The 13,420-nt window shown below is 35.2% G+C and carries 15 protein-coding genes; 9 read left to right on the top strand and 6 right to left on the bottom strand.

Annotated elements, in window-relative coordinates; all coding sequences use genetic code 11:
• Positions 1-50: 50 nt before the first annotated feature.
• From LCX93_RS06555 to LCX93_RS06540, 4 genes are all read left to right on the top strand, one after another.
• Positions 51-1,799 (top strand): hypothetical protein, encoded by a 1,749-nt coding sequence (locus LCX93_RS06555; RefSeq protein ID WP_226065218.1) that lies wholly within the window; start codon positions 51-53, stop codon positions 1,797-1,799.
• Between the two features lie 229 nt (positions 1,800-2,028).
• Entirely contained in the window at positions 2,029-3,291 is a 1,263-nt protein-coding gene (locus tag LCX93_RS06550) for a zonular occludens toxin domain-containing protein (protein ID WP_226065216.1), read from the top strand.
• The gene (locus tag LCX93_RS06545; protein WP_226065214.1) at positions 3,248-4,564 is read left to right on the top strand and encodes a type II secretion system protein GspD; all 1,317 of its coding nucleotides are present in this window, start codon (positions 3,248-3,250) and stop codon (positions 4,562-4,564) included. Before LCX93_RS06550 ends, LCX93_RS06545 begins: the two co-directional genes overlap by 44 nt.
• Positions 4,564-5,019 (top strand): TraX family protein, encoded by a 456-nt coding sequence (locus LCX93_RS06540; protein WP_226065212.1) that lies wholly within the window; start codon positions 4,564-4,566, stop codon positions 5,017-5,019. The genes LCX93_RS06545 and LCX93_RS06540 overlap by 1 nt, the downstream gene beginning before the upstream one ends.
• A gap of 96 nt (positions 5,020-5,115) precedes the next feature.
• Here the strand turns inward: LCX93_RS06540 and istB are convergent, their stop codons facing one another.
• From istB to LCX93_RS06520, 4 genes are read right to left on the bottom strand one after another with little or no spacing between them, the layout of a single operon-like run.
• Complete coding sequence (gene istB, locus LCX93_RS06535; protein WP_226065210.1) at positions 5,116-5,868, bottom strand: IS21-like element helper ATPase IstB; 753 nt, start codon at positions 5,866-5,868, stop codon at positions 5,116-5,118.
• Between the two features lie 39 nt (positions 5,869-5,907).
• Positions 5,908-6,882, bottom strand: a complete 975-nt coding sequence (locus LCX93_RS06530; protein ID WP_226065207.1) for a Mu transposase domain-containing protein — start codon at positions 6,880-6,882, stop codon at positions 5,908-5,910.
• Entirely contained in the window at positions 6,824-7,069 is a 246-nt protein-coding gene (locus tag LCX93_RS06525; RefSeq protein WP_226065205.1) for a hypothetical protein, read from the bottom strand. Before LCX93_RS06525 ends, LCX93_RS06530 begins: the two co-directional genes overlap by 59 nt.
• Entirely contained in the window at positions 7,044-7,454 is a 411-nt protein-coding gene (locus LCX93_RS06520) for a hypothetical protein (RefSeq protein ID WP_226065203.1), read from the bottom strand. The genes LCX93_RS06525 and LCX93_RS06520 overlap by 26 nt, the downstream gene beginning before the upstream one ends.
• A gap of 453 nt (positions 7,455-7,907) precedes the next feature.
• Between LCX93_RS06520 and LCX93_RS06515 the strand changes: the two genes are divergently transcribed.
• From LCX93_RS06515 to LCX93_RS06505, 3 genes are all read left to right on the top strand, one after another.
• Positions 7,908-8,312 carry a hypothetical protein gene (locus tag LCX93_RS06515; RefSeq protein ID WP_226065201.1) on the top strand — a complete coding sequence of 135 codons (405 nt, stop codon included), beginning with the start codon at positions 7,908-7,910 and terminating at the stop codon, positions 8,310-8,312.
• Positions 8,302-8,589 (top strand): hypothetical protein, encoded by a 288-nt coding sequence (locus LCX93_RS06510; protein ID WP_226065199.1) that lies wholly within the window; start codon positions 8,302-8,304, stop codon positions 8,587-8,589. The genes LCX93_RS06515 and LCX93_RS06510 overlap by 11 nt, the downstream gene beginning before the upstream one ends.
• Positions 8,590-8,693: 104 nt before the next feature.
• Positions 8,694-9,092, top strand: coding sequence for a ubiquitin-activating E1 family protein (locus LCX93_RS06505; protein WP_226065197.1), 399 nt, complete (start codon positions 8,694-8,696; stop codon positions 9,090-9,092).
• 274 nt (positions 9,093-9,366) lie between these two features.
• Here the strand turns inward: LCX93_RS06505 and LCX93_RS06500 are convergent, their stop codons facing one another.
• On the bottom strand, positions 9,367-9,882 hold the full coding sequence (locus tag LCX93_RS06500) for a hypothetical protein (RefSeq protein WP_226065195.1): 516 nt from the start codon (positions 9,880-9,882) through the stop codon (positions 9,367-9,369).
• Between the two features lie 1,011 nt (positions 9,883-10,893).
• Here LCX93_RS06500 and LCX93_RS06495 point away from each other — a divergent pair.
• Positions 10,894-11,130 carry a hypothetical protein gene (locus LCX93_RS06495; RefSeq protein ID WP_226065193.1) on the top strand — a complete coding sequence of 79 codons (237 nt, stop codon included), beginning with the start codon at positions 10,894-10,896 and terminating at the stop codon, positions 11,128-11,130.
• 284 nt (positions 11,131-11,414) lie between these two features.
• A complete protein-coding gene (locus LCX93_RS06490; protein ID WP_151900277.1) occupies positions 11,415-11,621 on the top strand; it encodes a hypothetical protein in 207 nt (68 codons plus the stop codon).
• Positions 11,622-11,816: 195 nt separating this feature from the next.
• Here LCX93_RS06490 and LCX93_RS06485 read toward each other — a convergent pair whose 3' ends face one another.
• Positions 11,817-13,415: an IS1634 family transposase gene (locus tag LCX93_RS06485; RefSeq protein ID WP_502988726.1), complete on the bottom strand. Its 1,599-nt coding sequence runs from the start codon at positions 13,413-13,415 to the stop codon at positions 11,817-11,819.
• Positions 13,416-13,420: the final 5 nt, after the last annotated feature.

Below are 13,420 nucleotides of genomic sequence, written 5' to 3'. Positions count from 1 at the left end.
ATAGTAGGTGTGCTTATTGGTGTTAAAGTTTTGAAAGAGGCTTTTAGACGATGAGAAAGATTGTTTTTTTATTGATTTTCATATCATCGCATTTATTAGCTGATTGGGTTACTAATGTTAATTTTAGATCTTATACTACTTGTGACGCTTATTCGGTTGGTGATTCTTTTCAGGGTGAGAATTCTACAGGAACAATAACACAGGTGTTTAATGAAGGTGGTGGTAGATGTCAGTTTAGAGGTACAGGTACTTGTAATTCAGATTTTTTTCATCAATCTACTGTTTCAGATCCTAATTGTCAAAAACCTTGTGATGTTGATACAACATTAAATCCAAATTTGGAACCTGGTTGGATTTATAATCCTGATTCAGGAACTTGTTCGCCTCCTCCAACTTGTACTGATACAGTTCCAGATGGTTGGACAAGTTATCCTATGGAGTACGGTTCTTGTAAACCTTGGGATTCATTAACTCCTGAAGAACAATCTTTATATGCACCTGGAACAACTGGCGGTGCACCTATTTGTAACTCTTGTTACGCTCCTGCAAAAGCTATTTGTTCTAATGACCAGATACTAAATTCAAATAATGATTGTGTACCTTTGCAACACTCTGCCGGTTTTCCTGATTCTACTAAAAAAGGAATTCCTAAATTTGTAAAGGATGAAAGTCTTACACCAGAACAATGCATTTCTGGAACAGTATATGAAACTACAATAAACTATGCAAAAATAGTTGCTTATGATAATGGCGGATTGTATGATCCCGCCGGTTGTATGTTTGAAGTTTTTTATTGTAATGACGGTTTGACCTGGAACAAGACTGCTAAAACTTGTGAAGTTCCAAAAGATACTGAATCGAGTGATACGGTTAGCGATTATATTTCAGATGATACTAAAGCAGCTTGTACTTCTGGCTTGTGGGCTAAATCTTGGACTTATGATTATTGTAATCAGCCATTGTGTTATATTGCTTTGGATATACAGGATTATAATTTACAATGTAATAATAAGTACATAGAGTATGATTGCACTAGTGATTATCGAGTGAAGACTTTCAAGCAGGTTTCATGTGGAGAAGTTGCAAAAGAAGATTTTGATCATACAGATTTAGACATTAACCCACCGACTAATCCGCCTCCTCCAGATACAAATAATGATATTAATAATACTCTTGATTCAAATGTTACTACTTATGTAGACCCAGATACTAATACTACATATTCAGATTACACACCTATAACAAAAAGACTTGATAGAATTATTGATGCTCAAAACATTGCTATAAGCAAGATAAACACGTTAAACAAAGAATCAACGCAAAAGGAGATATTAAACAATATAAAGGCATTGATAGACAAACAACCAAGTAAACAAGACTTTCAGGATGCTATGAGTAATGCTTTAGCAGATAATAATAACTCATTGAGTAAACAAGACCTTTCAGATGCTTTTTTAGATGCCTTAAACAGACATGACGGTAATGGTACTGGAGATAGTAATGGTACAGGTAATAATGATAGTAATGGCACAGGTGACAGTAACGTTACCGGTGGAGATATAAACGGATATATTTCCGGTATATTGGATTCTGAATACAGTAAGTCATATAATGTATTTAACAGTTCAAGTACATGCGGTTCACCCTCTTTTGACCCTGATATAACTTTTATGGGATTTACAGTCAGCAATCCGCTGCCAATTATGGAAGCACACGTAAGTCAATATTATGACGGTATTAAAATATTTGTAATCTTGTCGGCTACCCTGCTCGGTCTACTTACTATTTTTAGGAGATAAATAACATGGATATGTTGGTAAAATATGCAACTGTAGCGATATTTGCAGGAGTTCTTTACTTGATAATTAGTTTTATTATGGCAAAGATCGCAGGTGCGATAGATATCAATACTATAGCGCCTACAGTGAGATATTATCTATGTCGGTTTGGAATCTTTCAGGCGGTCAATATTTATGTATCCCTCCTGATAGCTTCCTGGTTTACAAATAAAATATTAGAGTACCTGAGTTGATCAACTTATTAGTAGGCTTACAGGGCTCGGGAAAAACATATTACGCCGTTGCAGAGATTTGGAAGCACATCAAAAAAATGCACCAGGCAGAAATATCGGGAACTACCTACAAGTATAAAAAGATATATACAAATATCGAAGGCTTTACGCCTAACCGCTATGTGGAAACGCTCGATGTTGCCAGACTCCAAAAGATTTGGGAATGGGAGCTCAAGCAATATAAGGCGTACGAAGACAGACATGACTACAAGGCTCCCGAAGATATTAACTTTGAGACGCACAACGAAGAAAAAAAGCAAAAAAAAGATTTAGTTTTTAATGATCCGCTCTTAGATATAGACCTGGATGAAAAGAGAATCGAGGAGAGTTCAGTAGATAATATTGAAATCTTTGACAATAACGACCAGAAACTTTTTGAATCCATTAAGGATCCAAACGCAACGCTTGATCCTGAATTTATACAATATACCCTGCCCCAGTTTGAAAAAGAGGGATTTACTCACTGCCTTATTATAATTGATGAGGCACATAACTTTTTTGGCGGCTCTGGTTTAAAGCCTGCTTTTAAAAGACTGCTCTCTTATCATAGACACTATCACGACCAGGATTACCTTTTAATCTCTCAGGATCATAAAATGTTTAATTTCGCAGTTACACAGTTGGCAGCATACAGTATTCGCGCAATTAATCCGATTATGAGATGGCGAAGCGATATTTTTACATACAACATATACAGCGGTGGATGGATTTCATTTTCTGGAGATAATAAACTTGAAACAAAATCGCTCAAGGCAAAAGAACTTATTTTTAATCTTTATAACTCCGGCGGTAAAAAACTGCAAAAGTCGCACTTCTTAAAAATCATGTTCAAGCTCTTTGGCGGTATAGCAATAATGGGTTTGTTATTTTGGTTCTTTTTAGGAGATTACGGAAGCAAAGACAAAGAGCTTGTTGTAGAAACAAATAAAACAAAAGTGGCCAAAAAAGAGAAAACAGAAGAAGAAAAAAAGAGTACAAAAATTGAAAAGTTTTTAATCGTAGGAAATTCAATTATCCATAATAAAACCGGTAAAAAGTTTCAATTCGACTCATTTGAAAAGCTGCTGGGTAAAGATGATAAACCGCTCACATATAATGACAACATGGATAATACGGCTATAGTCTATTATCAGCTCACAACAAAAACACTGAAAAATCTTGGCATAGGAGTTAAAAATGAAGAAAATAGCAATAGCAATTTTTTCACTCATGGTAATTAATTGCAGTCTTTTTGCAGATTATACGAATATGCCTATAGAGGACTTTATAAATGTTGTCGCAACGCAGAACAAAATAAATATAGCCACAGACAAATCTATCCGAAGCACATTCAATTTTTATATCAATCGAAAAATAAAAGGACAGGTAAACATCAACGTATTGCAAGACATATTAAATGCACACGGTTATGCGCTTGTAAAAAATAGTGACAACTATTACATCATAAAAAGCAAAGAAGATCTGCTCATTAATAAAATAAAAATGTATCAAATAAAATTTGCCGATACAAAAAAAGTAAAAGAAAAAATAGATTTTATACTCAAGGGCTATTTTAAAAACATCAAACGCATTAAGACTTCAAACAATGTAAAAAATTTCACTCCGCTTCAGGAGAGAAAGCCAGGTTCAAATAATTCAAATATGACCACAAAAGAGATTGAAAAAAAGATTAACTACTCCATCATAGAACTAGACAACAAATCAATAGCTGTAACATACAAAGATGAATTTGTGCCGGTTGTAGCTCAAAGCGTTATAAAGCAGATGGATAAACCGCCGGCAAGAATAAATGTACATGTAAAGATATATGAAGTCTCTACAAGTGCATTAAAAGAGTTTAGCAATAAAATAACTATGGAGATGCAAGCAGGAGGATTAAAAATAGGTGAATCATCTTCTATACTTGAAGGTGCTTTGGATCTGGGATTAAGTTATGACAATACACAAAAAGTTACTAAGTTTAATCTGGGTGCTATACTCAAAGCTTTAGAAAAGCAAGGAAAAGCAAAGGTAGCAAGTGAGCCGAATATTTATTTATACGAAGGACACAGTTCCAAACTTGTAGAGGGTAAAAGTTTTCCTATCCAAAGCCAAACAACTACAATTACAAACAACAACACTACGACTAGCTCGAGCTTTGTAGACAAAGATACAGGACTGATACTCGAGATAAAATTCAATGAGTTCCGTGCCGGTTTAATTAATATGACAATGAGCCTCAACGTGGACCAGGTAGAAAACTATGACCCGCAGGATAAACAGCTCATAACACGTAAAAGAAGTTTAAGAACGGATATGATTATAAACCCAGGCGAAACTATAAACATGGCAGGACTTACAAGCTCTACAGACTCAAAAACAACCGGCGGGATTCCTATACTGATGGATATTCCCATCATAGGCAAACTCTTTACTTTCAAAAAAAATATAAAAGATAAAAACGTTCTCGTCATAGAGTTACGCGCCGACATGGTTTACGGAACTATAAGATAATGAATTTACTATATAGTAAATTATATAAAAACAGCGTCACAATAGAACTCATTAAATGGCTCTCTATTATAGCAATGATTATAGACCACACTGCAATAGTCTTTTATGACAATAACGAGTACATGAGATTTATAGGAAGATTCGCTTTTATAGGTTTCGCTTTTGTCCTGGCGCATAACTACAGATACTTTACACGCAATAAGTTCGATTATAAATTGCGCCTGGTGAACTGGGGAACTGTATCGCAGATTCCTTTTAGTCTTATATTCGGCGCAGAAATTAATATACTGTTTTTATTGGCAGCAGGACTTTACACCATAGACGCCATTGAAAATATAAAAACCGGTAAGGTCCTCTACCCTACCTTAATCATTTCGGCCGCGTTAATACTCTCGCTCTTTAGCGGTTACTTTATATTTGGAATCCTGCTCATTGTACTTTTTTACTGCATATGACGGAGCATCCGGACACCCAACGCGTTTCAAATCGGACACCAAGAAAGAGAATATTTTCTGTAACGCCATTTTAGCATAAAGTGTCCGAATGATTTTTTAATATTCGTCAGTTTTGATGCTCGATTTGAGTTTTCGCATCGATGGACCACTCAGTTCTATTCTATGGGAGGAGTGAACAATTCTGTCTAAAATTGCATCTGCAATGGTGTTGTTGTTGAGATAGTTATACCACTCACTTACAGGAAGCTGTGAAGTGATAATTGTAGAATTAATCTGTGTTCTGTCCTCTATGATCTCAAAGAGATTCGTTGCATCATCTTCACCCATAGGTATCACACCGAAGTCATCAAGAATCAGCAGTTTAAATCTTGAATACTTTTTAAGCAGATTAGTATAAGTTCCATCCAACCTTGCAATTTTTATCTCCTCAAGTAATGAAGGAGTTCTTACATAGTAGGCTTTGTACCCATCAAATATAGCCTTATTGGCAAACGCTTGAGCGAGATAGCTCTTTCCAGTCCCAGTTTTACCGGTAATGATGATGTTCTGTCTGGCATCGATGAAGTTGAGTGAAGATAATGACCTAATCTGTGCTTTGTTGATCCCTCTTTGTGGTGTATAGTCTATAGCATCGAGTGCTGCTTGCTTGTCTTTGATTTTTGAGAGTCTGTGATTCATGATAATGCGTTTATTGCGTAAAAATATATCCTGCGCATCAAGAAGCTGATAGAGTCTTTCGCTAAACCCCATAGAATCGTAGTTGATATCCTCCATCTGTTGCATATATGCCTCTTTAAAGCCCTTATAGCCAAGTTCTGTCAGTTTGTTGACAACGGTAGTGTGATTCATTCTTTTGTCCTTGTTTTTTTTGTTGTTTGATTGTTATTTCTATTTGTACTCATCCGCACCGCGGATATTGGAGTGGTTGTTAAAGAGTGCGTACTGTGATGATGGTTGCACATTATTGGCACTGTCACTCAGATAGAGCTTTTTATCGAGTATCGATCTGATCGACTTTGTGGTTGTGGTGTTATGCTTTGTAGCATACATCAGCGCCAACTCCAGCTCTGTGTTACCATAGAGTTTTGCCAACGATAAGATGGCTACTATTTTATTATACGCCTGTGGTGGATACTCCATCGATGCAAATATATCCTCCACAAACACACTGCTGAATTCACCTATCTTTTTTGCCCAAGAGCGCAGTCTTTGTGGATTCATACTCTCGTTTACATACTGATGTTTACTTGGCATATGTTCATGCAGTGTCGAGCACTCACCGACTCTTCGCAGGCGTGGATGTGTAGCGATGAGCCTGTTCTTGTGGTAGATATAGACACTCTGTGTGGAGTATCGTACCTCTACCTCTTCTTTGATATATTTGTAAGGTACGGAGTAGTTGCATTTCTCAAGGCTTATATGGTAATCCTGATGCACTTTTGCAATCTTGAACTGTTTATAGACATAGCTGTTTGCAGACAGTGGATTGAGATAGGGTGCATCGAGCTCATTAAAGAGCTCTGTTCTACTCTTTTGGAGATGTTTTATAATCTTGTTGTTGTATCTATCGAGCAACTCCGCTATAGCTTCGTTGAGCTCATCGACACTGAAAAACTTATGGTGGCGAAAGCGTGCGAGAATGTAGCGTTGAATCGCTTGGACACCCTGTTCTGCTTTTGGTTTGTCTTTTGGCTTTCTTGGGCGTGCGGGATTTACTATGACGCCATAGTGGCGATTGAGGTCTGCATAGCTCTCATTGACGACGATACCATTTTTATTATTGGAGATGATGGCACTTTTGAGATTATCGGGAACTGCCACTCTTGGCACTCCGCCAAAGAAAGAACCCATAGCACTTGACATGGGAGTAGATGAAGTCCTCCTGTCTTTGACTTGGGGTAGCGTGAACGAAGGTGTATCCACTTGCACCAAGTACGGCTATGAATATCTGTGCATACTCCACTTCACCGGTTCTTTGATTGTGTATTGGCATAGTAACACCGCTGTAGTCTACAAACATCTTCTCACCCGCAAGGTGTGTCTGGCGCATGGAGGGGTTGAGTTTTTTTGACGAAGCGGCGGTAGTACACGCGAAACTGGGTGTACTGATACCCATCCGGATTATCCTCTTTATACTCTTCCCACAACAGATAGAGTGTCACTTTGGTTTTTTTACGCAGTTTGAGCTCTTGGTGGATATAGTTGAAGTTTGGCATCGCTTTGCGTGAGACGACGACACTGGCTACATCGGGGAAAAACTGTAGTTTGAGTGCATCATCATCTAAAACATCAATCTGTTCTATTGACAATCCAAGCTCTTTAAACCGTTTGATATAATCTGCAACGGTACTTTTGGCTACTCCTGTAGCGTCATGTATCTTTCTGATTGACAAGCCCATACTATGGTACTTTACAATATCACGAACTGATCTCATGGATATAATCCTCATTTTCAACACCCTTGTAAATAAATTTACAAAGAGTGTATTTGAATTTAGAAAATATCTCTTTCTTAAACGAATCTTTGTTGACGCTTTTTTAGTAAAAGTGTCCGAATCATTTTCGTCATCACTGTCCGATTTAAAACCGTCACAGGTGTCCGAACTAAAACGTTATGGGTGTCCGATTTGGTGCATTTTTTGCATTTTTACTATGCGCAGAACAAATACGCCTTTATAGCATTGATTGTATGCGCTGCACTCTTAAACTATAGCGTACTCTACGCGATAAGCGGCATTATTTCCCTGGCGCTCATATACTATCTTAATACAGATATGAAGATACCCCGCGTCAACAAATATATATTTTACGCTTTTTACCCGCTGCACCTCCTCGCTCTTTTTTTCTTAAGTGTGCTATAATATGCACTAAAAAATCAAGGGAATCAAATGACTACGCATTTACACTTTGAAGACGCTTTGATGTCAATATTCAATACAGTAGTTCAATCACTCGGCAGTATCAAAAAAGAATTTATTGACACGCTCTTGATGAATCTTATCGTTACTATGCAAAATAAAAACAAAAAACTTAGAGATATACTTTTTGAGATAGAAGAAAACCCTCAAATGTTGTTAAACATGGACTTGGAAGATTTCTATGATACTATGCTCCAGCTAGAAGACAATTTCAAACAACTATTAAAGCTTGCAGAGAAGCACAAAGACAAGTCAGATATGTTTATGCAATTTTATAAAACGATTGACGAGCTTTATGGAACTGTCGTATATGTAAACATTGAAGTAGGTTTTTTAGAAGCAGAGCTCAAGCATGAGATAAAAAATGCAAGTTAAATTTGAATCAAGTTACGAAAGAAGCCTCAAGCATTTCCAAAAAAGAAATAAGAACATGCTCTCAATTATAGACGAGACTATAGAGCTGCTCAAAGAGAACAAAGACGACCCGAGACTAAAATATAAAAAGATAAATTGTAAAAAGAGTAAAAACAGATACTCAATCAGGGTACTAGGTGGAGCTTATCGCATACTTTTTACAGTTTTACCCGATGAATACATTTTAGTATGTGTATGCGACCATGACAAATATGACCATTACAATAAAAACTGCTAATCAAAAAAACTTGTAATGTTAGAGTTTAATCGAATCCTAATATTTTTCTTAAATGTGCTATAATATGCACTAAGAAAAAAGGAGGAACTATTATGACAGCTCCAATGCAAATGGAAACCGCGATACCAAATATATTTGAAATATTAGCAAATGGTTTCAAAGACATGAAAAAAGAAATTCTCAATAAAATTTTAATGAATCTAATCTATTCCATGAAAAAAGAACATGAATCACTAAAAAAACTATATGAAGAGATACAAATAAATAATGATATATTATTGGATGAAAACCTGGAAGATTTTTACGATTCTTTGGAACTTGCAAAGATGAACGCTCAAAGACTTTACAAGCTCTCTGATATACACAAAAATAAATCTGAAATATTTATGGAGTTCTATAATACATCAAGTGAGCTGTATGAAGATTTAGTAAAAATACCTTATGAAATATCCTCAATTGAATCTAATTTAATACATCAAGGCAAACTTGATTATGCAAGTTAAATATCTAAGGTCTTATATATCATCTTTAAAATCATTTAAAAAAAATAAATCTCTTTTACTTAAAATACAAGAGACTGAAAAGATTTTTATTGAAGATCACCAGGATAAAAGACTACATTATAAAAAGATTACATGTAAACATGATAAGAACAGATACTCAATTAGAGTTATAAATACACAATATAGAATTCTCTTTTCAAAATATGAAGATATAGCAGATTTTAAGTGTGTATGCAAACATGATGAATACCAAATACAAAACAAAAACTGCTAATCAAAAAAACTTGTAATGTCCCAGGTACTTAAAAGCTAAAAGAACCGCAAAGGTAAAAGAGATTCCCATTATAAACCAAAACGCATAATTATATTTCACTTCCTGTTTTAAGTACTCGTAACCGTCTTCGGCATGTTGTAAGTTCGTTCCTGTGACACTCAACATTTTTTGCTTATACATTATCTCTTTTTTAAGGTCGGATATTTCCTCCGCCTGGTCTATATATTCGCGTACCTTTTGTCTTTTCTTTTTAAGTACTTCCAGCTGACGCAGATACTCTTTTCGTATGTCGGCAAGTTTGTGCTGCAACTTGATAGACTTCATTAAATACCGCTTCTTTTTAATACGCACGTAGTCCGAGTTCTTGTCATCCACTTGTTGCATTTGGCTCATTTCGTCGTAGAGTTCTATTAATACAGTTATATAGTTCTTGTTTAAACCTGTATCAGATGTTATATCTTCATTCTTAACACCCTGCTCTCTTAAATATTTAGCTCTTTTTACTTTGTCAATCATTGCCGGCACCTTGAATTTCCGTGCATGCACGGAGTTTTCTTAAAGAACAAAGCCCTAAAAATAGGGCTTTGACACATTGTAATTCTGCCGGCAAACAGTGCAGGCAGGACAAAATATCCCCTAATCGTACTATATTATATATTTAATTAGTATATATAGTTAGAGGTACTTTTATTAAGAGTGAATTCATTGACTTTTCAAAACTTAAAGTGCTACAATACGAAACATCAAAAACGAGAGGCGCAAAATGAGCATAAGCAAAATCAGAACTTTTTTATATTCCGCAGCGAAATACCTCGGTGATTTTTCCGCCATCTCGAAAGCTTTTTCGCAAGGCTCAATCAAACCGCTTGTAAACCGCGTAACTCGACGCATTTACGGCAAAATATCATCCCGTGGATTCAACTTTTTCAAATAAAACCGGCGCGTTCATAAAATAACTTCCTCATATCTGCCCTACAAGCTCAAAAAAATACAATCTAAGACAAATGTATACCTTTAGGTTAAAAAGACGCTCTACCCCTCTTAAAATTAATATTACAGCTACATGTAAGCTACTCTTTAGCCAAGCAAAACATCCACACAGACATCCCCCGTATAAGCAAAAAAATAAATTAATGCGTATAATCAGGCCAGAACGTAGCTTTTAAAGCCCTATATTACGGCTCTTAATAATAAAAAGCGACTAATACGCCCTAGCGTATTACGTCAAGATACCGCCTAGAGTTCGCAGAACTTCATCCAATAAAAAGAAACTTCGTAACGCAGTGAAGAATTTCCTATTAGGTTCTTTGCCATTTCACGACAAATTTCCAAGATTATAGATTCTTTAATTTTATAGCTCTTTTAGTTTGGAGACTCTTTAATAGGATTTCAGGGGTCGAGGTCGAGCCTCACAAAGGTTCTAGGTCGAGCCTCACAAAAGGTCGAGGTCGAGCCTCACAATTTTATTCCTAAAATAGGGCTTTTTACGCTATACTTTAGAATAAATTTGAAAAAAAAGGGGACACAATGGCCAGACCTCCATCAGATAAAAAAAGGTACTCTATAGGTATATTTTTCACACCTGAAGAGATAAAGCTTATGAAGATTAAGACACGTGATTTAAAAGCAAAGTACGGATATAGCCGTAATGACATCCTAAGAGCCGTGCTTGTTCATTTGCTAGATGATGAACATTTAATTAACTTAGCGCAAAGAAAGGGAGGTTTAAGGAATAAGAATATATCATACAGAAGACATAAATAATCTACAAGCATATCCATTAAGTTTGACCGCTTAATATGCTTGTAATATTTATACTAAAACAAAGTGTATGACTTGAAGAATCAAGCGTTATTTGAATTAGCTACAGTTGAAATGATACACCGTTTAAGTTTACAGTAACCTTAAACGTGTAAACCTACCCTTTCGAAGGGAATGAAAGAGAACATTTACATTATGTTAACCAATTTGCATATTGTTTAATATGAATGATTTTAAAGACTCTACAGGGAACAAATACTCGAATAAACTCCAGGAACAGATACACAATGGAAAGAAAAGAACAACTTATCAAAGATATACAAAACCTTCTTAACAGCTATGACGGCATACGCCCTACTTCTATTAATCCTGATTTATTACAGTTTATGGATGAAAAAACACTTATAGATACAATTGATGCTTTGTTGACACAAAAAGAGAAAAACAGTGTTTCTGATACAGAGTGGCTTGAGCAATTTAAGACAAATTCTTGAATTTGTTGATAAATGTTAGCGTTATTAACTATTTGTAGTGTATAATATAACAAATTAAAATATAGGAAAAAACAATGGGTAATTTAGATTTAATTCAATTAACAGAACAGACAAAAAAACTTACAGCGATGGTTGTAGAAGATGAAAAAGTAACGAACGAACTTCTCCTGACTTTCTCATATGGACACACATTTTTTAAGTGTTGATTGCATCATAAACCTTTTGCTGTATCTCATCAAACGATAAAGTATAGAACTTCCCCTTGACATTGAGAGCAAACATATGTTTAATAATATCGCGGAGCAGTTTTTGAGAAAAATTAAATTTTACATTGCCTAATTTCAACCTTCTCTCAAACTCTTTATAGACAGCATACGATACAAACGAAATAAGAACATGCGCCTTTATCCTCTCTTCAATTCTATGATATATAGGTCTTATGCGCAAATCTGTCTTTGATATTCTAAATGCCTTCTCAACATCATATTGATTCTGATAGTGTGCTATAACATCATTGGCTGAGAGTGTAAAATCATTTGTTGCAAACCCTTTAATACCATCAAGTCTCTCATCTTGCATTACTCTGTCTGGATTGAGTTTGTATTTGATATTGCATTTATCATCAATATCCAAATATTTTGCATAGTATGAGAGTTTTAAGTCACTCTTGGTGATATTTTTCTTTGAGAGTTTTGCTTTGATTTTTTCTAATGCTTTTTCTCTTGTTCTTTTATCTTTTTTGGCCCGTTTGGTAGAGTAAGAGAGAATAAGCTTTTGTTTGATGTGGAGTATTTGTTTTTTATCATTTTCATCTTTATAGGGTATCTCTTTTTCAATCTCTATTGTATGAATAGTTCCATTATCAAGAAAGGTTAAATTTGCAATACGTTCTTTGAGATTATTGTCAATATTTTTGATCTTATAGGCAAGGATATATTTGTAGCCATTATTTTCTAAAAAAGCTATATTTGCATGTGTAAGCATTCCTCTGTCAGCTACAACGATTGGTTTGTTTTTGAGATGAAATCTTGTTTGGAATTTTTGCAGTATATCAACAAGAGTATGCCCTTCATATTTATTTCCCTCATATAGCTCAAAGCTCAGTGGATGCCCCTCTAAGGTTGTAAACAATCCCAGCAGTATTTGGGGACGGGCAACTTTTCCCTCTTTTGAAAATCCTATGCGTCTTAAGTCATCTTCGCTCTCACTCTCGAAGTATAATGTTGTTACATCATAAAAGGTTACCGTGATAGCACCTTGCATTATTTTTTTGGTATGCTCAAACACGCACTGCTCTATTTGTTGTTTTATCTCCTCTTGGTAGATAGTATCTAGAAAGCGGTAGATTCTGTTTTTATCAATCTTTTCTTTTTTAAAATATTCAAGATAATCTATAAGGTAGAGCTTACTGCCAGGATAGAGTATTCTTGATATAACAAGCGATTTAAAAAGCTGCATCTTTTGAAAATCTAAAGCGATTTTATCGCATCCTAAATATTTGAATATTTTGCCATAAATAAGTTCATCACCTATAGGTGTTACATCTCTGTTTGCCAATGAAATAAACTCTAAATTATTTTGCTTGTCATCATCTTTTATAGTGTCAAAGAGTGTTGGATAGAGTTCTTTGTTTAATTCTTCTAATCGTTTTTGTGCTATCTCAAGATAGATTCTTTTTTCATCATCATTTTTGACACAGGCAATAGTCTCTACTACCTTATATTGCCGATGAGTCCTGTCTATGATTTGAATACTGATAGTTCCACTACTGTTTTTCTTTTGGCGAATATGCAAACTCA

Source organism: Sulfurimonas sp. SWIR-19, assembly GCF_020410885.1.
Taxonomy (GTDB): Bacteria; Campylobacterota; Campylobacteria; order Campylobacterales; family Sulfurimonadaceae; genus Sulfurimonas; species Sulfurimonas sediminis.
Note: the sequence above shows the minus strand (reverse complement) of the source record. Positions and strands in the feature narration are given on the sequence as shown.

What these genes read in the sequence shown, in the direction of transcription:
- LCX93_RS06555 (WP_226065218.1), top strand. Translation starts at nt 51, where the DNA reads ATGAGAAAGATTGTTTTTTTATTGATTTTCATATCATCGCATTTATTA.
- LCX93_RS06545 (WP_226065214.1), top strand. Translation starts at nt 3,248, where the DNA reads ATGAAGAAAATAGCAATAGCAATTTTTTCACTCATGGTAATTAATTGC.
- LCX93_RS06540 (WP_226065212.1), top strand. Translation starts at nt 4,564, where the DNA reads ATGAATTTACTATATAGTAAATTATATAAAAACAGCGTCACAATAGAA.
- istB (WP_226065210.1), bottom strand. Translation starts at nt 5,868, where the DNA reads ATGAATCACACTACCGTTGTCAACAAACTGACAGAACTTGGCTATAAG.
- LCX93_RS06530 (WP_226065207.1), bottom strand. Translation starts at nt 6,882, where the DNA reads ATGTCAAGTGCTATGGGTTCTTTCTTTGGCGGAGTGCCAAGAGTGGCA.
- LCX93_RS06525 (WP_226065205.1), bottom strand. Translation starts at nt 7,069, where the DNA reads ATGCGCCAGACACACCTTGCGGGTGAGAAGATGTTTGTAGACTACAGC.
- LCX93_RS06520 (WP_226065203.1), bottom strand. Translation starts at nt 7,454, where the DNA reads ATGAGATCAGTTCGTGATATTGTAAAGTACCATAGTATGGGCTTGTCA.
- LCX93_RS06515 (WP_226065201.1), top strand. Translation starts at nt 7,908, where the DNA reads ATGACTACGCATTTACACTTTGAAGACGCTTTGATGTCAATATTCAAT.
- LCX93_RS06510 (WP_226065199.1), top strand. Translation starts at nt 8,302, where the DNA reads ATGCAAGTTAAATTTGAATCAAGTTACGAAAGAAGCCTCAAGCATTTC.
- LCX93_RS06505 (WP_226065197.1), top strand. Translation starts at nt 8,694, where the DNA reads ATGCAAATGGAAACCGCGATACCAAATATATTTGAAATATTAGCAAAT.
- LCX93_RS06500 (WP_226065195.1), bottom strand. Translation starts at nt 9,882, where the DNA reads ATGATTGACAAAGTAAAAAGAGCTAAATATTTAAGAGAGCAGGGTGTT.
- LCX93_RS06495 (WP_226065193.1), top strand. Translation starts at nt 10,894, where the DNA reads ATGGCCAGACCTCCATCAGATAAAAAAAGGTACTCTATAGGTATATTT.
- LCX93_RS06490 (WP_151900277.1), top strand. Translation starts at nt 11,415, where the DNA reads ATGGAAAGAAAAGAACAACTTATCAAAGATATACAAAACCTTCTTAAC.